Source organism: Pseudomonas sp. P108, from assembly GCF_032613195.1.
Taxonomy (GTDB): Bacteria; Pseudomonadota; Gammaproteobacteria; order Pseudomonadales; family Pseudomonadaceae; genus Aquipseudomonas.
This window is the reverse complement of the sequence record NZ_CP126691.1, coordinates 6,577,942-6,599,736: the sequence shown is the minus strand read 5'-3', so window position 1 is coordinate 6,599,736 and position 21,795 is coordinate 6,577,942. Positions and strand designations below refer to the sequence as shown.

At 60.7% G+C, this 21,795-nt stretch carries 18 protein-coding genes; 14 read left to right on the top strand and 4 right to left on the bottom strand.

Annotated elements, in window-relative coordinates; genetic code table 11:
* Position 1: 1 nt before the first annotated feature.
* Positions 2 to 973 carry a GDP-mannose 4,6-dehydratase gene (gene gmd / locus QOM10_RS29335; protein ID WP_007954189.1) on the bottom strand — a complete coding sequence of 324 codons (972 nt, stop codon included), beginning with the start codon at positions 971 to 973 and terminating at the stop codon, positions 2 to 4.
* Positions 970 to 1,884 (bottom strand): GDP-mannose 4,6-dehydratase, encoded by a 915-nt coding sequence (locus QOM10_RS29330; RefSeq protein ID WP_150774632.1) that lies wholly within the window; start codon positions 1,882 to 1,884, stop codon positions 970 to 972. The genes gmd and QOM10_RS29330 overlap by 4 nt, the downstream gene beginning before the upstream one ends.
* Positions 1,885 to 2,312: 428 nt before the next feature.
* On the opposite strand from QOM10_RS29330, the gene QOM10_RS29325 reads away from it, so the two are divergent.
* The 5 genes from QOM10_RS29325 to QOM10_RS29305 all read left to right on the top strand — a co-directional run bounded on the left by QOM10_RS29325 (position 2,313) and on the right by QOM10_RS29305 (position 9,523).
* The gene (locus QOM10_RS29325) at positions 2,313 to 3,890 is read left to right on the top strand and encodes a glycosyltransferase (RefSeq protein ID WP_238786310.1); all 1,578 of its coding nucleotides are present in this window, start codon (positions 2,313 to 2,315) and stop codon (positions 3,888 to 3,890) included.
* Complete coding sequence (locus tag QOM10_RS29320; protein ID WP_127930320.1) at positions 3,884 to 5,185, top strand: glycosyltransferase; 1,302 nt, start codon at positions 3,884 to 3,886, stop codon at positions 5,183 to 5,185. Before QOM10_RS29325 ends, QOM10_RS29320 begins: the two co-directional genes overlap by 7 nt.
* A 55-nt stretch (positions 5,186 to 5,240) precedes the next feature.
* Complete coding sequence (locus QOM10_RS29315) at positions 5,241 to 6,065, top strand: class I SAM-dependent methyltransferase (protein ID WP_127930319.1); 825 nt, start codon at positions 5,241 to 5,243, stop codon at positions 6,063 to 6,065.
* Between the two features lie 148 nt (positions 6,066 to 6,213).
* Entirely contained in the window at positions 6,214 to 7,398 is a 1,185-nt protein-coding gene (locus tag QOM10_RS29310) for a DUF3142 domain-containing protein (RefSeq protein ID WP_316917360.1), read from the top strand.
* Positions 7,385 to 9,523 (top strand): hypothetical protein, encoded by a 2,139-nt coding sequence (locus tag QOM10_RS29305; RefSeq protein ID WP_316917358.1) that lies wholly within the window; start codon positions 7,385 to 7,387, stop codon positions 9,521 to 9,523. The genes QOM10_RS29310 and QOM10_RS29305 overlap by 14 nt, the downstream gene beginning before the upstream one ends.
* Here QOM10_RS29305 and QOM10_RS29300 read toward each other — a convergent pair.
* Complete coding sequence (locus QOM10_RS29300) at positions 9,520 to 10,149, bottom strand: LysE family translocator (RefSeq protein ID WP_316917357.1); 630 nt, start codon at positions 10,147 to 10,149, stop codon at positions 9,520 to 9,522. The two genes, QOM10_RS29305 and QOM10_RS29300, sit on opposite strands and share 4 nt — an antisense overlap.
* A gap of 144 nt (positions 10,150 to 10,293) precedes the next feature.
* Here QOM10_RS29300 and QOM10_RS29295 point away from each other — a divergent pair, with 144 nt between their 5' ends.
* A complete protein-coding gene (locus QOM10_RS29295; protein ID WP_064116528.1) occupies positions 10,294 to 10,767 on the top strand; it encodes an Lrp/AsnC family transcriptional regulator in 474 nt (157 codons plus the stop codon).
* A 129-nt stretch (positions 10,768 to 10,896) separates the two neighbouring features.
* On the opposite strand, the gene lpdA is transcribed toward QOM10_RS29295, so the two are convergent.
* Positions 10,897 to 12,297: a dihydrolipoyl dehydrogenase gene (gene lpdA / locus QOM10_RS29290; protein WP_316917356.1), complete on the bottom strand. Its 1,401-nt coding sequence runs from the start codon at positions 12,295 to 12,297 to the stop codon at positions 10,897 to 10,899.
* A 211-nt stretch (positions 12,298 to 12,508) separates the two neighbouring features.
* Here lpdA and QOM10_RS29285 point away from each other — a divergent pair, with 211 nt between their 5' ends.
* The 8 genes from QOM10_RS29285 (at position 12,509) to cfaB (ending at position 21,783) form a co-directional block, all read left to right on the top strand.
* Positions 12,509 to 14,470, top strand: coding sequence for a protease modulator HflK (locus QOM10_RS29285; protein WP_316917355.1), 1,962 nt, complete (start codon positions 12,509 to 12,511; stop codon positions 14,468 to 14,470).
* Complete coding sequence (locus QOM10_RS29280; RefSeq protein ID WP_316917354.1) at positions 14,467 to 15,507, top strand: protease modulator HflC; 1,041 nt, start codon at positions 14,467 to 14,469, stop codon at positions 15,505 to 15,507. Before QOM10_RS29285 ends, QOM10_RS29280 begins: the two co-directional genes overlap by 4 nt.
* Complete coding sequence (locus QOM10_RS29275) at positions 15,504 to 16,553, top strand: protease modulator HflK (RefSeq protein WP_316917353.1); 1,050 nt, start codon at positions 15,504 to 15,506, stop codon at positions 16,551 to 16,553. The genes QOM10_RS29280 and QOM10_RS29275 overlap by 4 nt, the downstream gene beginning before the upstream one ends.
* Complete coding sequence (locus tag QOM10_RS29270; protein ID WP_316917352.1) at positions 16,550 to 18,457, top strand: heavy metal translocating P-type ATPase; 1,908 nt, start codon at positions 16,550 to 16,552, stop codon at positions 18,455 to 18,457. Before QOM10_RS29275 ends, QOM10_RS29270 begins: the two co-directional genes overlap by 4 nt.
* Before the next feature lie 111 nt (positions 18,458 to 18,568).
* On the top strand, positions 18,569 to 18,820 hold the full coding sequence (locus QOM10_RS29265; protein ID WP_150774640.1) for a hypothetical protein: 252 nt from the start codon (positions 18,569 to 18,571) through the stop codon (positions 18,818 to 18,820).
* A 64-nt stretch (positions 18,821 to 18,884) separates the two neighbouring features.
* Positions 18,885 to 19,730, top strand: coding sequence for a DUF692 domain-containing protein (locus QOM10_RS29260; RefSeq protein ID WP_150749898.1), 846 nt, complete (start codon positions 18,885 to 18,887; stop codon positions 19,728 to 19,730).
* Positions 19,721 to 20,509 (top strand): DNA-binding domain-containing protein, encoded by a 789-nt coding sequence (locus tag QOM10_RS29255; protein ID WP_316917351.1) that lies wholly within the window; start codon positions 19,721 to 19,723, stop codon positions 20,507 to 20,509. Before QOM10_RS29260 ends, QOM10_RS29255 begins: the two co-directional genes overlap by 10 nt.
* Before the next feature lie 86 nt (positions 20,510 to 20,595).
* Positions 20,596 to 21,783, top strand: coding sequence for a C17 cyclopropane fatty acid synthase CfaB (cfaB, locus tag QOM10_RS29250; RefSeq protein ID WP_316917350.1), 1,188 nt, complete (start codon positions 20,596 to 20,598; stop codon positions 21,781 to 21,783).
* Positions 21,784 to 21,795: the final 12 nt, after the last annotated feature.

Here is a 21,795-nt window from a genome sequence, read left to right as displayed (position 1 = left end):
CCTACTCCTTGGCGACGCGTTTCATGTCCGCATCCATCATCATGCGGATCAAGGTATCCAGGTCGGTTTTCGGCTTCCAGCCCAGTACGCGCTGAGCCTTGGCCGGATTGCCGAGCAGCACTTCGACTTCGGCCGGGCGGAAGAAGGCCGGGTCGATCTTCACGTAATCGCGGTAGTTGAGGCCGACGTGATCGAAGGCGATGCGGCACATTTCCCGTACGGTGGTGGTGACGCCGGTGGCGACCACAAAATCGTCAGGCTTGTCTTGTTGCAGCATCAGCCACATGGCTTCGACGTAATCACCGGCAAAACCCCAGTCACGCTTGGCGTCAATGTTGCCCAGGGCCAGCTCCTGCTGTTTGCCCTGCTTGATGCGTGCAGCGGCGTCGGTGACCTTGCGGGTCACGAACTCGATGCCGCGCAGTGGCGATTCGTGGTTGAAAAGAATGCCGCTGCTGGCGTGCAGGTTGAAACTTTCGCGGTAGTTGACGGTGATCCAGTGGCCGTACAGCTTGGCCACGCCGTAAGGGCTGCGTGGGTAGAACGGTGTGTTTTCGTCCTGCTGCTCAGCCTGGATAAGGCCGAACATCTCACTGGTCGAAGCCTGATAGAAGCGGGTGTGCGGGCTGAATTGACGGATCGCTTCGAGCAGATGGGTAACGCCCAGGCCGTCGACGATGCCGGTGGTCACCGGTTGATCCCACGAGGCGGCGACGAAGCTTTGCGCGGCGAGGTTATACACCTCGTCCGGCGCCGACTTGATGACCGCACGCTGCACCGAGCAGGCATCGGCCATGTCGCCATCGAGATAAACGATGTCGGCTTCGACACCCATCTCGCGCAGGCGCCAGCGCGAATCGCTGCTGCGTCGTGCCACCAGGCCATGAACCTTGTAGCCCTTGTCGAGCAACAGTCTGGCCAGATAGGCGCCGTCCTGGCCAGTAATCCCTGTGATCAGTGCACTTTTAGTCATTCTTGTTTTACTCGCTTCTCCCAGTCGGACAGGATCGCCCGCAGGGATTGTTGTGTAGTGATTTCAGGCGTCCATCCGGTGGTCCGGGTCAGCTTGGTGTGACTGCCGCAAACGCGGCGCTGGTCGGCGCGGCGCATGCGAGCCGGATCTTGAACCAGTTGCACTGGCACTTCGGCCAGATCGGCCAGTTGTTCAATCAGACTGCGGATGCTCTGCTCGCGCCCTGAGCAGATGTTGTAAACCTGTCCTGGTACACCTTTCTCCAGCAGCGCGAAATAGGCCGAAATCACATCGCCGACATCGAGGAAATCCCGCGTGACGTCGATGTCGCCGACTTCCAGTTGCGGGGCTTGCAGGCCCTGTTTGATGCGATTGATCTGGCGGGCGGCACTGGCGATGACGAAACTTTCTTTCTGTCCTGTGCCGATGTGGTTGAACGGCCGCGCGACGAGCACCGGCCAGTCCTCACTCAAACCCCATTGCAGGCTGAGAAACTCGGCCGAGAGTTTGCTCACCGCATACGGATTGCGCGGGCAGGGCGCTTGTTGTTCGGTGATCGGCAGATCGCTTTCGCTGACCTGGCCGTAAACGTCGCCGGAGCTGACGTACAGGAACGTGCCCTGAAAACCACGGGTCTTGAGAGCCTGCAACAGATTGAGGGTGCCGAGCAGATTGATGTCGAGGGTACGTGCCGGGTCGCGGAAAGCTTCGGGGACGAACGTCTGGCCGGCCAGATGAATGACCGCGTCAGGCATTTGCGGCCACAGGTCGACAAGGTTGTCTGGAGCCGTCAGGTCGTAACGTGAAGCTGCAGGCAGCAGTTCCCACGCAGAGTCAGGCGAGGCCAAACGTGACTGAATATGTTGTCCAACGAATCCACTGAGACCCGTGACGAACAGACGCTTTTTCAAACAGCGACCCCTTGGTCTTGGTTTTCGCGGCACTTCCTACAGGCTCTAGAGAAGGGTCTGTCAGACCGGTCGGAAAAAAACCGCTAAGACGACAGGCGAAAACGTTGTTGTAGTTATTTGCTGCCAATCTGTGCCAATTGCCGAGCAATTTCAACTGGCCATACCGTGACTGGTCAGTTCTCGTCAGCGTAGCGGATTTATTCTCGCCGGGCGGTTCACGAATCCTCGACGGATGTGTTTAGAATGCCCCTCGTCGCCAAATCCCGGGCTTTGATTCGGGAACCGCGACGCAGGGTGAAACCGACCACTAAAACAAGAACGAAGACGCACCCGATGACGAAGGACGAGGGCCGGCCATGCCGACTCGATCCAACGCACGGCCGTCATAGCATGAAGGTGCCGGGATGGCGCCTTCATCGTGGGATGCCATGAATTTCATTCTTTACTCGGACGTCAACGACAGTTCCATCAGCCAGAGTCTCGGGCGCCCCGAATACAGCTATTACTTTGTACTCAAGGCCTATCGCCCGGTGCTGGAAAGTCTTGGACGCGTGCACGTGGTGGCCTCTCCCGCCGATGTCGATACGCTCTATCGACAGTTGCTCGTCGCCGGCGAAGACAGCCTGTTCCTGTCGTTCACCCCGCCGCAGAAAACCCCGGTCGACCTGGAGTGCCCGACGATGTGCGTGGTGGCCTGGGAGTTCGATTCGATTCCTGATGAGCAGTGGGACAACGACCCGCGTCAGGACTGGACGCAGATGCTTGCCCGTCAGGGCCGCGTTATCACGCTGTCGAGCCACACCGCCCGGGCAATTCGTCGTGCCATGGGCGAAAACTTTCCGGTGTTGGTATTGCCAACACCGCTGTGGGAAAACTTCGCAACGATTCGTCAGCAGACGCTGAGTACACCGGTGAATCCGGGCACATCGCTGGCGATCAAGGGCTGCATTTTCGATACTCGCACTCTCGGCCTCTGCGCCGACGCACTGATCCCGACGCCGATAACGCCGGAAGAGGAAGCCGCGCTGGCCGCTGCAATCGAAGCCGCGCGCCCGCCACCGCTGACCCTCAAACGCCGCTTCGTCATTGCCCGGCATTACCTGCGGCTGTGGGCGCTGAATCTCGGGCACGAGCAGGTCGAGCCGGTGCCACGGGTGAAATTTCTCTACAACTGGTACTGGGAAGGCATTCGCGACCTGGTGCCGGACACGCTGCACGGCTGGCTCGAACAACGCCTGCCGGCGGTGTGTGGCGCGCTGCCGGTGCCTGTTGTGGAACCCGTGCCACTGGATTTGCCGGACACTACCTCAGCGGTCGAGACCACGGTCGACGGCGTGGTTTACGTCACGGTGTTCAACCCCAAGGATGGTCGCAAGAACTGGCACCAACTGATTACCGCGTTCTGTTGGGCGTTTCGTGAAACGTCCGACGCGACGCTGGTGTTGAAGATTACCCAGAACGATCTGGCCTCCTACTACAGCGAGTTGATGACCTTGCTCGCGCAGCTCACGCCGTTCGCTTGTCGGGTGGTGGTGATGCATGGTTACCTCGATGACGCGCAGTACGCCAGGCTCTATCAGGCGGCGAGTTTCTATGTGAATGCCTCGCGCTGCGAAGGGCTGTGCCTGCCGCTGATGGAGTTCATGTCCAGCGGCAAGCCGGTGATCGCTCCCGATCACACGGCGATGGAAGATTACATCGATGACGCAGTGGCGTTCGTGGTCAAGTCCAGCGAAGAGCTGACGATCTGGCCGCAGGACACGCGGATCATCTACCGCACGTTGCGTTACCGCCCGGACTGGGGCTCGCTGAAGAGCGCCTACGAAAACAGCTATCAGATGGCCAAGGCCCGGCCACAGGACTATCAGCGGATGTCGGTGGCTGCCGTCGAGCGCATGCACGATTACTGCGCGTTCGCGCCGGTGCAAAAACGCATGGCGGACTTTTTCGCGCTGACGCCCATGTCTGCCGATGCCACGCCCGTGACGGATAACGCCTCATGCTGATCATCATTCATTCGGAAACCAACCAGCACACCATTGCGCAGAATCTCGGGCGTTCGGAGTACAGCTATTACTTCGTGCTCAAGGAATATCGCCCGGTGCTCGAACGGCTCGGGCGGGTGGTGGAAGTGCTCGATCCCCAAGCCGAAGTCGATACGCTGTACCGGGAATGCCTGAGCCGTGGCGAGCCCTGTGTGTTTCTGTCGTTCTCGCCGCCGCACCGCACTCCGGTGCATTTGGCGTGTCCGACGTTGCCGGTATTTGCCTGGGAATTCAGCACCATTCCCAACGAGCCGTTTGCCGGTGAACCGCGCAACGACTGGCGCACCGTGCTGGCAGCCTGTGGCGCGGCGATCACCCATTCCAGTTACACGGTCAACGCCGTACGCGAGGCGATGACGCAGAATTATCCGATCGTCGCGGTACCGGCGCCGGTGTGGGATCGCTTTGCCGCACGCGGCGCGCAATTGCAGGGGCAAGTAGCGACTGAGCCGCTGCGCCTGACCATCAAAGGCCTGGTGGCGGACAGTCGAACCCTCGATCTGAATGCGTTCGGCCCGGCGCATTTGCGCAATGGCGAAGGGATTGATTTTGCCGCGCCGATTACCGAGCAGGCGTTGTTGCTGGACGGCGTGGTGTACACGGCAGTGTTCAATCCCGGTGACGGACGCAAGAACTGGGAAGACATGCTCAGCGCTTTTTGCGTGAGTTTTCGCGACGTCGAAGATGCCACGCTGGTGCTCAAACTGACTCATCACGACGCCGAAGAAGCGCTCGGCGATATCCTGCATCACTTGTACAAAAACCAGTCCTATCGCTGCCGCATCGTGCTGATCTACGGCTACCTCGCCGACCCGGATTACGAGCGACTGGTGCAGGCCACCCGTTACGTGGTCAACACCTCATATGGTGAAGGTCAGTGCTTGCCGCTGATGGAGTTCATGTCCTGCGGCAAACCGGCGGTGGCGCCGCGCACCACGGCGATGATCGATTACCTGAGCGCCGACAACGCCTTCCTGATCGAGTCCACCGATGAACTCACCGCCTGGCCACACGACCCGCGCCGGGCCTTCCGCACGCTGCGTTACGTGACCAACTGGGCGTCGTTGTGCGAGGCCTATAAAGCCAGTTACGAGGTGGCGAAAAACCAGCCAGCACGTTATGCACAGATGTCGGCGCAAGCGGTCAACAGCCTGCAAGGTTTCTGCAGTCAGGCCGTGGCTGAACAGCGCCTGCAGGTGTTCCTTGCGCAGTTGTTCGAGCAACGCCTGGCTGCCATGGAAGTCCGTGAAGCATGAACAGCAAACACCTCGGCACGTCCCGAACCGTCGTCCCATCTCCTGGAGCCACCTCATGCTGAGCCTTTTGAAGAAACTCACGGCGGGCACGCCTGCACCGGCCCCGGAGCTGCCAGTCGCAGCTGCCGGGAAGACCGATCCGTACATGCTCGGCCTGCACGATGCGATGCTCAGTGGCTGGTTCAATCAGGAAACCGGCGAGTTGTTCAAAGGCTTCCCGGTGACTGCCGATGACACGCTGCTCGACGTCGGCTGCGGCGATGGCGGCAACGTGCATTTTTGCGGCATGCGCGGAGCGAAAATCATCATCGCCGACATCGACGCAGGCAAAGTCGAAGCGACCCGCCAGCGCCTGAGTGACACGCCAGCACGGGACGTTGAATGCCACGTCACCGACTGCAACCCATTGCCGATCGCCGACGCCACGGCGACGCGCGTGGTTTCCACCGAAGTCATCGAGCATGTCGACGACCCGGCGCAGTTTCTCGCTGAACTGGTACGTGTCGGCAAGCCGGGCGCGCTGTACCTGTTGAGCGTGCCGCACCCAAGTTCCGAAGACCTGCAAAAAGACATCGCCGCCGCCGAGTATTTCCAGAAGCCCAACCACATTCGCATCATCAGCGAAGAGCAATTCAAGGCGATGGTCAGCGAGGCAGGGCTGGAGATCATCAGCCACAGCCAGTACGGATTTTACTGGTCGATGTGGATGCTGCTGTTCTGGGAGGCCAAGGTCGAATTCAGCCACCCGGATCATCCGCTGCTCAATCACTGGGCCGACACCTGGCAAGCGGTGCTCGACTCGCCGCGTGGGGCGCAGATCAAACAGGCGCTGGATGCCGTTGTCGCGAAGAGCCAGGTCATCATTGCCCGTAAACCCTGAGCACTTTCCTTTGTGGGAGCGAGCCTGCTCGCGAAGAGGCCGTGTCAGTCGACATCGTGGTTGAATGACACAATGCCTTCGCGAGCAGGCTCGCTCCCACAAGGTTTTGTGTAACCTTGCAGCCTTGTGTGGTCTGGGGTTGGAAGGTATGCGGTTTATTGTCGGTCTGTTTTTGGGTGTGTTGCTGTCGGGTTGCGAGCAGCGCGATGCGCCAGCCCTCGACCAACAACTCTACATCTGGCAACGCCAATGGACGCCGGCCCATGCGCTGGCGCTGCGTGACAGTCACGATGACTTCTCGACACTGCGCGTCCTCGCGCTGCAGGCCTTTCCAAACGCAGGATGGAGTCGCGCCCGGATCGATGCGCCGTTATTGAAAGCCGATGGCCGCCCGTTGATCGCGGTGATTCGTCTCGACGGCCAGCTCAAGTCGCTGGATCAGGATCAAGTCACCACGCAGATTCTTCAGGTACTCGCCGAGTGGCAGGCGCAAGGCCTGACGCTGAGTGGCGTCGAGATCGATCACGACGCCGGTAACGCACGCTTGCCGGTCTACGCTGAATTCCTCAAACACCTGCGCTCGGCATTGCCGAAAGATATCCCGCTGAGCATCACCGCACTGCCAGCCTGGCTCGACAGTGCGCAATTGCCGACACTCCTGCAAACCGTCGACAGCAGTGTGCTGCAAGTCCACGCCGTCAGCGATCCGCGCCGGGGATTGTTCGATCCTGATCAGGCGTTGAAGTGGGCCAAGGCCTGGGCGCGAATCACCGATAACCCTTTTTATCTCGCGCTGCCGGCTTACGGTGTCGCGCTGTTGCCGGATGACGGCGGGGCGCCGGTGGTGGAGAGCGAAGTGCAAATAGAGCGGGGCGGTGAGCGCCGCGAGCTGCTCGCCGATCCGCAGCAGTTGAGCCTGCTCGGCAAGTCCTTGCGCGAGAGCCCGCCCGCGCATCTGGCCGGGTTGATCTGGTTTCGTCTGCCGCTGGCCAATGATCGCCGCGCCTGGAGCCTGACCACCCTGCGCGCGGTCGCCCGTGGCGATCAACTCGTCAGTCAGCTCGGCGTGACGTTCAGCGAACACAGCGGTCTGTACGACATCAAACTCGACAACCCGGGCAATCTCGACAGTGCCTGGCCGGTGCAAATCACGCTGAAGGCGCAAAACTGTGAAGGCGCCGATGCGCTCGCCGGTTACTCGTTGCAACAAAGCCCGGATCTGCTTACCTTCACCCGCCTGCGCGACGGCCGATTGCCGGCGGGTGGACAACGCGTCATCGGTTGGGCGCGTTGCGCAAATATTGATCAAGGAGGTTCGCATGTTGACCCGTAACTGGCCCCGCCATCTGCTCTGCCTGAGCCTCTGCCTGCCGCTGGGTTCGGCGTTCGCCTGCGGGCCGGATTTCCCCATGCGCCTGCTCGACAATCGCGGGCAGACTCTCGCGGATCTGCCTGAGGGCAACTTCAACTTCGAACTCAGTCGCCTCGGCAAAACCATTGCCGGGCTGAAGAACGTCACCGCTGCAACGCACAATCCCAACGACCTGTACGGCGAGGAAAACGCGGCCGCCGAGGCGCGCGGAAAAGCCGAGCAGGCTGGCCTGAGTGCCGAGCAGCAAGTACTGGTCAAGCAATTGCGCGAGCTGACCGATGCACGTCAGGTCGAGGTGCAGGGCGCCAGCCTGCCGGCGGAAATCCGTTTGTACGTGGCCGGCGCGGTGGCATTTGCCACGGGCGAGCATCAACTCGCCGTCGATTATTTCAACAAGCTGCTGGCGCTGCCGGCGGATCAGCGTCCGTTGCGCAGTACGTGGGCGGCGTATTCTCTCGGGCGTACATTGTTCGCCATGAGCAGCGAGGCCGGGGATAAAGTCGTCGCGCTGGAGCGATCGCGTGATGCGTTCCGGCAGGCCCGGCAACTGAGCATCGATGGTTTCAGCGATCCGCTGGAACTGGGTGTTGCCAGTCTTGGCGAAGAGGCGCGTGTTGTGCGCGCCGCCGGCGACTGGAACGGCGCGATTGAATTGTATGAAGCGCAGAATCTGCATGGCTCAGCGGTGGGTTACACCTCGCTCAAGCAATTGATGAACGAACTGGCGGAGTTGCCCGAGGCCGAACTGGCTGAGTTGCTCCAGCACAAATCCGTGCAGCAATTGGTGACGGCCTCGCTGGTCAGCCGCCAGGGCTGGTCGTTTGGCGATGAGCCGCCGAACGAGAAGAAACTGGTGAAGCTGCTGCAAAACAGCACCCGTGGCAGTCTGGAAAACGCGGATCGTCTGGCGGCGATGAGTTATCAACAAGGCGATTACGCCGGCGCCAAGGCTTTCCTCGAAAACGCCGGTGACGGCGGTCTGGCGTGGTGGCTGCGGGCGAAACTGGCGGTGCGTGACGGTGATAAAAATGCCGCCGCCGCAGCCTATTCGAAAGCCGCGCAGGCCTTCCCGCAGAAAGAAGACTGGGGTTATCGCCGCACGCCGGACTGGGCTTACGAGAGCCTGCAGCCGAAATGCCGGGTCGAGGGCGAAAGCGCGATCCTCGCCTTGCAGCGCGGCGAATACCTGCAAGCGTTCGTGCAGTTGTATCGCAGCAACAGCACCTATTGGTTTGATGCTGCGACCGTGGCCGAGCGTGTGCTGACAGTCGAAGAGCTGAAAAAATACGTCGACGATAACGTCCCGGCGCCGCCCGCATTGACCCAGCAGGAGCGCGACAACTACGTGCCGCTGCCGGTCGCCGCCAGCCTGCGCAATCTGCTTGGTCGACGCTTGTTGCGCGAAGGGCATTACGCCGACGCGGTGGCTTATTTCGACAATCTCGACCTGCAAAACAAGGCCCGACTCTACGGCGAACAACGGCTGAAGGCCGATGCCGCGTGGTGGCCGACCAAACGCGCCAGTGCCTTGTACAACGCGGCGTGGACAGCCCGCGAGTGGGGCATGGATATTCTCGGTTACGAGATGGCGCCGGACTACGCCACGTTCGGTGGCAACTACAGCCTGGAAAGTGTTGAGTTGAAAGTCGGCCCGCTGGTCAGCGAAGCCGAAGTGCAGCGTCAGACCGCTAGCGAAGCGAAACCGGATCAGCGCTATCACTACCGTTTCGTCGCCACCGAGCTGGCCGGGCGCGCTGCTGACAACCTGCCGCACACCAGTCAGGCGTTTGCTGCTGTGCTGTGCAACGCCGCTGGCTGGAACAGCAGCCTGGAAGATCAGAGCGCGCTGTATCAGCGCTATATCAAGGAAGGCCCGTTCGTACCGTGGGCGGTGGACTTCGGCAATCAGTGCCCGTACCCGGATTTCGAAAACGCCGACAAGCGTTACGTCACTCAGGTAACCGATGCTGTGCGCTCGTCGTTGCGGCCGTACAAGTGGCCGGTGCAGATCGGCGCGGTTGTGCTGGTCGCGGGCGCTGCGTTGCTGTTGATCAGTCGTCGCCAGCGCAAGGCCCGCAAAGGCTAAGCCTGCTGGACGAAGGTCAGGCGCACGGCGAAACCGATCAGCAGGCTGCCAAACAGCCATTGTTGTACACGTTGGGCCGTTGGACTGTGTTGTAGCCAACGGCCCAGCGCGGCGCCGGTGAGGGCGTAGGCGCTGTCGAACAATAGACCGATGCCGACCAGCAACATGCCGAGCACGGCGAATTGGTTCAGCACCGGAGCACCGTCAGTGACGATGAACTGCGGTAACAGCACTGAGCAGAACAGCAATGCTTTCGGGTTGAGCAAATTGGTCAGCAAACCGCGACGGATCGCTTCGCGCCATTGCCCGTGGGTGTTGGTCACCTCGCCAGTCGTCAGGTTCGGCAGCAGGGTGCTGCGCAGGCATTGAATGCCGATCCACAACAGATACGCCGCCCCCGCCAATCGCACCGCCTCGAATGTCCACGGCGCGGCTTTGAACAGCGCCGCCAGCCCCAACGCCGCCAAGGCCACGTGACAACCACGGGCAACGCCCAGGCCGATGGCAGTGGCCAGCGCCGCACCGCGCCCCTGGCGGGCACCGGTTTGCAGCAGCAGGATCATGTCCGGGCCGGGCAACAGATAGACCACCGCCAATGCCAGGAAAAACAGCCAGAGACTCGCCACGCTACACCCCTTTCGTTGTCGATTCGGTGAGCCAAGTCTAGGGCCGAAAGGTGGGGCAGGTGCTTGCGTAGTCCGCTTCAAAAGCCTGCTGCTTTAGCATAACCTGCTGGTTTTCACCGTAACGACTATCAGGATCTGCCAAACATGAAACTCGACGCCTTTGATCGCAAGATTCTCGCGGCCCTGCAACGCAATGGACGCCTGAGCAATGTCGAGCTGGCGGACGAAATCGGCCTGTCGGCCTCGCCGTGTCTACGCCGGGTGCGGATGCTGGAAGAGGCCGGGGTGATCCGTGGCTATCAGGCCAATCTCGATCGCGATGAGGTCGGGCTGGGGTTGACGGTGTTTGTCGGGGTCAAGGTCGAGCGTCATAACGACGAGCAGGCCGAGGCCTTCTACAAAGCTGTCACCGCATTGCCGGAAGTGATTTCTGCGTTTCTGGTGTCAGGAGAGTCGGATTTTCTGCTGCAAGTGGTGGTGCCGGACTTGCGCGCGTATGACCGCTTTCTCAGCGGCTGTCTGTTGAAGTTGCCCGGGGTGAGCGATATTCGCAGCAACTTTGCGATTCATACGGTGAAGACGCCGGGGGCTTTGCCCTTGGGGCATCTTCCGCTGTAGACCGAGTCGCACCCTTCGCGAGCAGGCTCGCTCCCACAGTGACCGCGCTCCTTCTGGAGGACTGCGGTCGAATGTGGGAGCGAGCCTGCTCGCGAAAGCGGGAGTCCGGTCAATAAAGATTTCAGAACCCTACATCTGCGTCGCCATTCCCTCGACATTCATCGCCGCCTGGCGCAATGCCTCTGATCTTGTTGGATGCGGATGGCAGGTCAACGCAATGTCCTCGGCCGAAGCACTGAACTCCATCGCCACACAAAACTCGCCAATCATTTCACTGACGCTCGGTCCCACGAGATGTACGCCGAGTACTTCGTCCGTGCGCTCGTCGGCAATGACTTTGGCAAAGCCCTCGGTCTCATGGTTGATTTTCGCCCGGCTGTTGGCGGTGAACGGAAACTTGCCGACCTTGTAGGCGCGCCCTTCAGCCTTCAGTTGCTCTTCGGTCTTGCCGACGCTGGCCAGCTCCGGTCGGGTGTAGATCACGTTGGGGATCAGGTCGTAATTGACTTCGCCGGCCTTGCCGTGGATCTGCTCGACGCAGGCCATCGCCTCGTCTTCAGCCTTGTGCGCCAGCATCGGGCCTGAGGTCACGTCGCCGATCACCCAAATGCCAGCGGCTTCGGTGCGATGCTGTTTGTTGGCGAGCATGCCGCGTTTGTCGGTGCTCAGGCCGACGTTTTCCAGACCCAGGCCTTGGGTGTACGGACGACGACCGATCGCCACCAGCACGTAATCGGCCTCGAGCAGTTCAGCGCTGCCACCCGCCGCAGGCTCGACGCTGAGCTGTACACCGGTGGCGGAAGACGTGGCGCTGGTGACTTTCGAGCTCAGCTTGAAGGCGAGGCCCTGTTTGCTCAGCGAGCGTTGCAGGGTTTTCCCGGCCTCGCCATCGACGCCGGGGCAAATGCGGTCGAGGTATTCGACCACGGTGACCTGCGCACCCAGCCGTCGCCACACCGAGCCCAATTCCAGGCCAATGACGCCGGCACCGATCACCACCAGATGCTTGGGCACTTCACTTAGCGACAGCGCGCCCGTTGAGTCGAGGATGCGTTTGTTATCGATTTCGACGCCTGGCAGGGGAGTGGGCTCGGAACCTGTGGCGATGATGATGTCGTTGGCGGTCAGTTCGATTTTGTTGCCCTGATCGCCAGTCACCGTGACCTTGCCGGGACCGTCGATGTGGCCCCAGCCGTTGATCCAGTCGACCTTGTTTTTGCGAAACAGAAATTCGATGCCTTTGGTCAGGCCGGCCACGCTTTCGTTTTTTTGTTTCATCATTTGCGCGAGGTTCAGCGTCGGTTTGACCTCGATGCCAAGGTTGGCGAATTCCGCCCCCATCGCCGCGTCATACAGCTCCGAGGCATGCAACAGGGCCTTGGACGGCATGCAACCGACGTTCAGACAGGTGCCGCCGAGGGTCGCGCGACCTTCCACGCAAGCGGCCTTGAGGCCCAGCTGGCCGGCGCGGATCGCCGCGTTATAACCGCCGGGGCCGCCGCCCAGAATCACTACGTCATAGTTGCTCATGCGCTTGCTCCTGATTGATGGATGCGGATCGCTAAAAGTAGTTCCGGATAAAAATTACGAACGTAATATGTGCGTTTCGAGGCTTTTCGGTCAAGGCTTCAGGCAAGCGACAGGTTGGGCATCTTTGAATAAGGGTAATTGTGTACGAATATTTCACGCTTTTCGTTATATCGTAACGATATGAACAGCGGACCATTGAATTTGGGGTGATATGCAAGTCGATCTGGAGGTGGATGGCACGCAAGTGACCGGACTGCCGCGCTTTCAGCAGGCGGCCGTGCAGAGCCGGTACTTGCGACGTTGGGCGATCGGCCTTGGCGGATTGGCCGGGGCGGGGTGGATGCTGGCGTTTTTTGTCGGCCTGTTTGCTCCGCAGTCGTTGTGGTTGCCGTTGCTGATCAATCAGAGTGCGGCGTTGCTGGTGTTGGTTGCCGGGATGCAGTCGGCTTGGTGGGTCACGCAATGGCGCGCGCAGGCGATCAATCCTGTCGCGGTGACGCCGGTAGCCGTGGACGAAGAATCTGCGCCGCAAGGTTGGTACGAGCGATTACTGGAGCGCCTGAGCCAGCGCAGTTTGCATCTGCTCGGCCAGATCGGTGCGGCGACCCTGTGGTTGGGCGGTCTGGCGCTGCTGGTGGTGTTAAGCATCGACCAGGTGTGGAACCTCGCTTTGCCCGCCGCGGCCGTCGGTTTATCCGCCACAGTCGGCGCGGCGCTGGCGTTGTTATTGGCGTTCGGCTTGCTGGTGCTGGAGCGACAACTCGCACAGGAAAATCCCGCGCAATGGCCGGACGCGGGCTCACTGGCACAACTGACGCGTGTGGCAATCATCACGCTGGTGCTTGGGGCGCTGTGCTTACTGTTCGCCAGCGAGAACGCCATTTGGCCGGTTCGCGTCGCCGTTCTGCTGGGGATATTGCCGGGATTGGTCGCGATTGAGCTGTTATTGCGCGCTGTTCTTTCGATTTTCAGTCCGCGCCGAGAACAGCTCGAACCGACGCTAATGGCGCGCAGTTTCGTCGCCGGCATGCTGCGCTGGCCGCCACAGCCATTGCTCGCGTTGCAGCATGAATTGCACAACCGTTTTGGCATCGATCTGCGGCAGATCTGGGCGTTCAGTTACATGCGCCGGGCGTTTCTGCCGGTGCTGGCGTTGGTTGCTGCCGTGGGGTGGTTGCTCACCGGCATTCATGAAATCCCCCTGCAAGGCCGCGGCATTTATGAGCGTTTCGGCAAACCGGTGCAGGTGTTCGGCCCGGGATTGCATACAGGTTTGCCGTGGCCGCTGGGGCGCGTGCTGATCGTTGAAAACGGCGTGGTGCACGAATTGGCAACCAGCGTCGGCGAGAATCCGGTGCCGGTGCGAGCCGATCCTGCTGAAGGTCCGGCGCCATTCACAGCCAATCGTTTGTGGGACGCCAGTCACGTCAATGACAAATCGCAAGTCATTGCCAGCAGCCGTGGCGATCAGCAGAGCTTTCAGATCGTCAACATGGACGTGCGCTTCGTCTATCGCATTGGCCTGACTGATCAGGCAGCAGTGGCGGCGACCTACAACAGCGCCGACGTGCCGACACTGATCCGCAGCACCGCCAGCCGGATTCTGGTGCACGATTTTGCCTCGCGCACGTTAGACGGTTTGCTCGGCGAAGATCGGGTAGGGCTGGGCGAAGAGATCGGTCGTGCGGTGCAACGCGATTTGCAACAACTCAACAGTGGCGTGGAGATTCTCGCCACGGTCGTCGAAGCCATTCACCCGCCGGCCGGTGCCGCCAATGCCTATCACAGCGTGCAAGCCGCACAGATCGGCGCGCAAGCGTTGATCTCCCGCGAACGTGGCGCCGCTGCTGAAGCGAGTAATCAGGCGCTGTTGCAGGCCAGCCTTGCTCGCGATCAGGCCAGCGCCAATGCGCGGGAAACCAGTGCCACGGCGCAAGCGGCGGATCTGAAATTCACTGCCGAGCAAAAAGCCTACGCCAGTGCCGGTCAGGCCTTCGTGCTCGAGCAATACCTCGGCCAGCTCAGTCAGGGCCTGAGCAAAGCCAAATTGCTGGTACTCGATCATCGCCTTGGTGGCAGCAGCAATGCGCCGACCATCGATCTGCGTACCTTCACGTTGCCGGCTGACCCGACGCCCGCGCGCACCACCGCTCAACCAGGAGTCACCCATTGAGCCAGTCGCACACGCACCAACCGCATGATCACAGCGGCCACGATCACGGCCACGGCGGACATCATCATGGGCATCATCACCATCACCACGTTGCGCCGGAAGAGGCGGGGCCGTTTCCGTGGCGGCGCATGGCCTGGGCCGTGTTGCTGGTGGCGTTCGCCATCGCTGCGGCGAGCCTGGTGCAAGTGCGCTCCGGTGAAGCCACGGTCATCACCCGTTTCGGTAATCCATCGCGGGTGTTGCTCGATCCGGGTTTGAGCTGGCGCTGGCCGGCGCCGTTCGAAGCGGCGATCCCGGTGGATCTGCGGCTACGGACGACGTCCAGCGGCTTGCAGGATGTCGGCACCCGTGACGGTCTGCGCATCATCGTCCAGGCTTACGTGGCGTGGCAGGTTCAAGGCGATCCGGACAACGTGCAGCGATTCATGCGCGCAGTGCAGAACCAGCCGGATGAGGCTGCGCGGCAGATTCGTACCTTTGTCGGCTCGGCACTGGAAACCACCGCCAGCAGTTTCGATCTGGCGAATCTGGTCAACACCGATGCCAGTCAGGTGCGCATCGCCGACTTCGAAGCGCAGTTGCGTCAGCAGATCGATCAGCAATTGCTCGCGACCTATGGCGTGCGTGTCGTGCAGGTCGGCATTGAGCGTTTGACCTTGCCGTCGGTGACGCTCACCGCCACGGTCGATCGCATGCGCGCCGAGCGTGAAACAATTGCCACCGAGCGTACGGCGATCGGCAAGCGCGAAGCCGCGCAAATTCGTTCCGCTGCCGAGCGCGATGCGCGAATTGTGCAGGCTGACGCCACGGTGAAAGCGGCAGAAATCGAAGCACAATCTCGCGTCGAAGCTGCACAGATCTATGGCCGTGCGTACGCCAGTTCACCGCAGCTGTATAACTTGCTTCGTTCGCTGGACACCCTTGGCACTATCGTCACGCCGGACACCAAACTGATTCTGCGCACCGATGCTGCGCCATTCCGCGTGCTGGTCGACGGCCCGCCGACACTCGACAGCAAATCCGGTTTGCAGCCATGAATGAACAAGTTCCACGTGGAACACATGCGCTGAACAGTCCGTGGATTCAGGCTGGACGTTTGGCATTTTTTGCTTTGTATGCGGTGACGGTACTGGCCGCGTTGGCTTGGGCGTTTTCCAATGTGCGGCAAATCGATCCTCAGAATCGAGCGGTGGTTCTACACTTCGGCGCGCTGGATCGCATCCACAACGCCGGTCTTTTGTTGGCCTGGCCACAGCCTTTCGAACAGGTGATTCTGTTACCGGCAGCCGATCGGGTTATTGAACGTCGCGTCGAGAATCTGCTGCGCAGCGATGAGGCGCTCAAGGCCGATCGGGTCGCATCTTTCGCTGCACCCATCAGCGATGCCCTGGCCGGTTCTGGCTATTTACTGACCGGTGATGCGGGGGTGGTGCAACTGGATGTGCGGGTGTTTTACAAAGTCACCGATCCTTATGACTTTGCCTTGCAGGCTGATCATGTGCTGCCGGCGTTGGATCGATTGGTCACCCGCAGCGCTGTGGCACTGACTGCCGCGCGGGATCTGGACACCATTCTGGTGGCTCGCCCAGAGTTGATCGGCGCCGATAATCAAGCGGCCGAACGCCGTGAACGGCTGCGCGGTGATCTGGTGCAAGGCATCAACAAACGCTTGGCCGAGTTGAAGGCGAGCGGGCAGGGCATCGGTATCGAGGTGGCGCGGGTCGATGTGCAATCGAGTCTGCCCGATCCGGCGGTCAGTGCTTTCAATGCGGTGTTGACCGCCAGTCAGCAAGCCGACAAAGCCGTGGCCAACGCACGCACCGACGCCGAGAAACTCACGCAGACCGCCAACCAACAAGCCGACCGCACGCTGCAAGTTGCTCACGCGCAGGCCGGTGAGCGCCTGGCCAAAGCCTCGGCCGACACCGCCACGGTATCGAGTCTGGCCAGCAGCACCGACCCGCAAATGCTCCTGCGCCTTTATCGCGAGCGCATGCCGAAGATTCTCGGTCAGGCCGGATCGGTAACCACGGTCAACCCGAAAGACGATTCCCGCCTGATCATTCAGGGAGCCAGTAAATGACCGCGACCATCGCCGCACCAAGTCTGTTGTCCTCGGCCGAACAACGCCGCGCTGCCCGACAACTGACCTTGGCCATGCTTGCACTGGGCTTGCTGGGTCTGGGCTTGATCTGGCGTTGGCTGGTGCCGGAGCAAACCGGTGTCAGCCAGTTGCTGTTGGGTTTCGCTTCTTTATTGGTCGCCGTGCCGGTCATGCGTTCGGCGTGGTACAGCCTGCGTTATCCGAGTCTGCATGGCATCACTGATCAACTGATTGCTCTGGCCATGCTCGGCGCGTGGGCAACCGGTGATCTGCTGACGGCGGCGTTGCTGCCGATCATCATGATCTTCGGCCATGTGCTGGAGGAACGCAGCGTCATCGGTTCGCAGGAAGCGATTCATGCCCTCGGTCAACTGACCCGCAGCCATGCGCGTAAGGTACTGACGGATGGCTCGATCATCGAAGTGGACAACGGCACGTTGAAAGCTGGCGACACCGTTGAGGTGCGAGCCGGGGATCGAGTGCCGGCAGATGGTCGGGTGTTGTCTGGCCAAGCCAGCCTCGACACCGCTTCGATTACCGGGGAATCAGTGCCGGTCGAGGCGGGCGTCGGCATGAGCGTATTTGGCGGCGCGATCAACCTCGACGGCCTGTTGCGCATCGAAGTGACGCGAACCGGCGATGAGTCGACGCTCGGCAAGGTCATCGCGCTGATGCAGAACGCCGAGCGCTCGAAGCCGCCGATCACACGTTTGCTTGAACGTTACGCCGGCAGCTACATGGTGCTGGTGTTGTTGCTGGCGGCGGTGACCTGGTTCATCACCAATGATGCGCAGGCAATGCTCGCCGTGTTGGTAGCGGCGTGTCCCTGCGCGTTGGTGTTGTCTGCCCCGGCGACGGCGATTGCCGGTGTGGCAGTGGCGGCACGCCACGGCATTCTGATTCGCAGCTCAGCGTTTCTTGAAGAGCTGGCGGATCTCACTTCGCTGGTGGTCGACAAGACGGGGACGCTGACTTACGGCACCTTGCGCTTGCAGTCGATCGACAACCCGCGCGCAGAGTCGTCCGCGATCATGGCACTCGCCGCCAGTCTCGGGGCGGCGAGCAGCCACCCGGTCAGTCGTGCGCTCGCACGGCTGGTCACTCAAGACCAATGCTTACCGTTGAGTGATATCCACGAGCGCCAGGGACTCGGGGTCGTGGCCATGACCGGGCAGGGCGAAGCGGCGCTTGGCCGCCCGGAGTTGTTCGCGCAACTCGGCATTATTACGACAACTATTCCCGATCATGACGGCCCCATCGCCGGGCTGGCACTCAACGGTGAGTTCCTTGCCTGGCTGCTGCTGGCGGACAGCGTCAAACCGGAGGCCCGCTTTGCCCTCAGTGAATTGCGTGAACTGGGTCTGGGTCGACAGCTGTTGCTCACTGGCGATCGCCAGAGCGTGGCTCAGTCGCTGGCCAAGGATGTCGGGTTGCATGAGGTCGAAGCTCAGGCGTTGCCCGAAGACAAACTCAATCGTGTGCTCAAGGAAATCGACAACGGCTTCCGGCCGATGGTGGTCGGTGACGGCATCAATGATTCGCTCGCGCTCAAGGCGGGCGTGGTTGGTGTGGCGATGGGCGCGGGAGGTGCGGACATTGCGCTGGCCTCGGCAGACATCGTTTTGATCGGCAGCGACCTGCGCCGACTGGGCACCTGCGTGCGCCTCAGCCGTCAGTGCCGCAGGACGTTGCAGGTCAACGTGATCATTGGTCTGGGCTGGACGCTCGCCATCGTCGTGTTCGCCGCATTCGGCTGGCTCGGTGCGGCCGGGGCGATGATCGCCGCGCTGCTGCACAACCTCAGCACGCTGCTGGTACTGGGCAATGCCGGGCGGTTGCTGCGCTTTCAGGAGCCGTTATTGAAGCTCAAGGAAGAGCCTTGAACATTATTTTTGATCTTCTGTAACGCCTTCGGGGGCGCTCTCTCTAGTGCTATGTCGGGACTGAACAAACCTTCCAGCCGACACCCCTGGCGATTACCGAGGATAAGAAAAATGACTATCAAGACCGCTGCTGCTGGTGCCGCTCTCGCTTTGGCCGCCGCGACCCTGTTTGCCGGTGTTGCCACTAACGCGATGGCTGCTGATGCCAACGTTCACTGTTATGGCGTGAATGGCTGCAAGGGCCAGAACGACTGCAAGACCAAAGATCACGCGTGCAAAGGCTTGGGTTCGTGCAAAGGTCAGGGCTTCAAGGCGATGACTCAGGCGGCTTGCGAAAAAGCCGGTGGCAAGGTCGGCGAATAACTGACCGGTTAGTGTCGCCGCAGTGGTTTGCGCCACTGCGGCCACTTTTATCAGGAGTCCGCTTATGTCAGCTTCTGTGCCTTTCCTGGGTTACGGCCTCGGACTGCGTAGCGCTTACTACCAGCAGATCCTCGAGCAGTCGCCGGATGTCGACTGGTTCGAAGTGGTCTCGGAAAATTTCATGGTGCAGGGCGGCAAGGCTCTGTATTACCTCGATGCCATCGCCGAGCGCTATCCGCTGGTGATGCATGGTGTATCCCTGTCCATCGGCGGGCCGCATGCCCTCGATCCGGACTATCTCAAACAACTCAAGCAACTGGCCGATCGGGTCCGACCTGCATGGATCTCCGATCATCTGTGCTGGAGTCGCGGCAATGCCCATCAGTTGCATGATCTGCTGCCGCTGCCTTATACCGAAGAAAGTCTGGATTACATTGCCGGCCGGGTAAGGCAGGTGCAGGACATTCTGCAGCGTCCGCTGGTACTGGAGAATGTCTCCAGTTACGTTCGTGCTGCCGCGGATGATTTCAGCGAGTGGGAGTTTCTCGCAGTGCTGAGCCGGATAACTGGCTGCGAGTTGCTGCTGGATGTGAACAATGTCTATGTCAGCTCACGCAACCACGGCTTTGATCCGTGGGCATTCATTCGCGGCCTGCCTGTCGACAAAGTCCGTCAACTGCATCTGGCGGGGCACAGCGACTACGGTGATTACGTGATCGACACCCACGACCATCCGGTGAGCGATCCGGTCTGGGCGCTCTATCAACGCACACTTGAACACTTCGGCCCGGTGGCCACATTGCTGGAACGCGACGACCATTTTCCGCCTTTCGAAGAACTGCTCGGTGAATTGCACAAGGCACGTGAACTGGGTGACAAGGTCTTGGCCGGGAGGCAGCAATGCGCCTGAAAGACTGGCAACTGGCGTTCGAGTCGTTTCTGCTCGACGACGACGCTACGGCGAATCCGGTCTTGGGCAAAAGCCTGATTGGTGGCCCGACACTGGATGTCGGCACGGGACTGGCGATCTATCACAACGCTTACAAGGCGCGTCTGCTGGAAGTCTTGCGCAATGACTTCGTGGCGATCTTGCACTGGATGGGTGACGACGAATTCGATCGGCTCGCCAGTTCTTACATCCGCCATTCCCCGCCGGGGCATTACAGCTTGCGCTGGCTGGGCAAAGGCTTCGAAGGCTTTATCCGTGAGCATCTGGTGCCGGAACAAAGCGCGCCACTGGCCGAACTGGCCTCGCTTGAATGGGCGTTTACACTGGCGTTCGATGCGCCGGCGGGGCAGACGTTGACGCTGCAATCAATGGCGACGCTGGCCCCAGAGGAATGGCCTGAGCTGCGGGTGAAGCCAACGCCTTCGCTGCAGTGGCTGGAATGCTGCTTCAACAGTCTCTCGCTATGGCGTTCGGTGAAGGAAGAATCCGACTTCCCTGACAGCACGGTGCTCGAAATCCCACAGGCCTGTCTGATCTGGCGCTGCGAACTGATCTGTCACTATCGCAGCCTCGATCCTGCCGAAGCCACGGCCCTCAATGGCCTGCTCGCCGGTGGCTGGAATTTCTCCGAACTGTGCACACAATTAGCAGTCATTTATGGTGAGGGCGCGCCACTTCAAGCCGTTACCTGGTTGAAACAGTGGGTTCAAGACGGTTTGCTGGAGCGTCTGCAACGATAGCCAAGGCTAATCAAATCGATAGCCTGCTATTTTTCCGGGATGGTCTACCCTCAGATCTGACGGTCTGAAACAAGGGGGGATTTTCCATGCTCGCGCAACTTCCACCGGCCTTACAGAATCTGCAGCTACCGCTTCGACTGCGGCTCTGGGACGGCCATGAGTTCAATCTGGGGCCGGCGCCCAGCGTTACCATCGTGGTCAAGGACCCGCAGATGGTCACTCAGTTCACCCATCCAAGCCTGGATGCGCTTGGAGCGGCATTCGTCGAAGGCAAACTTGAACTGGAGGGCTCGATCAGCGAAGTCATCCGGGTCTGCGACGAATTGAGCAACGCTTTGCTCGGTGAAGATGACGACAGTCAGCCAGTGCGTTCGGTGCACGACAAGGAAACCGACGCCAAAGCCATTTCCTACCACTACGACCTGTCCAATGCGTTCTACCAGCTCTGGCTGGACAGCGACATGGCGTACTCCTGCGCGTATTTCGAAACGGGCAGCGAAAGCCTTGAGCAGGCGCAACAAGCCAAATTCCGACATCTGTGCCGCAAGCTGCGTGTGCAGCCAGGTGACTATTTGCTTGATGTGGGTTGCGGTTGGGGCGGCCTCGCGCGTTACGCCGCGCGGGAATTCGGCGCCAAGGTGTTTGGTATCACGCTGAGCAAGGAACAACTGGAACTGGCGCGTGAGCGGGTCAAGGCTGAAGGCCTGGAAGAGCAGATCGAACTGCAATTGCTCGACTATCGCGATCTGCCCCAGGACGGTCGTTTCGACAAAGTGGTCAGTGTCGGCATGTTCGAACACGTCGGCCACGCCAATCTCGCCGAGTACTGCAAAACCCTGTTCGGTGCGGTCAAGGAGGGCGGTCTGGTGATGAACCACGGCATCACCGCCAAGCACACCGATGGCCGTCCGGTAGGACGCGGTGCCGGGGATTTCATTGAAAAGTACGTGTTCCCCAACGGTGAGTTGCCGCACCTGTCGATGATCTCGGCGGAGATCAGCGAGGCGGGCCTGGAAATTGTCGACGTCGAAAGCCTGCGCCTGCACTACGCGCGCACGCTGGATCATTGGAGCGAGCGGCTGGAGGACAACCTTGAGGCGGCGGGCAAACTGGTGCCGGATCAAGCGTTGCGCATCTGGCGACTATATCTGGCCGGCTGTGCTTACGCGTTTGCCCGTGGCTGGATCAATCTGCACCAGATCCTCGCGGTGAAAGCGCATCCGGATGGCAGCCATGAACTGCCATGGACCCGTGACGATATCTACAACCCCTGAGCCTGTTCCCTT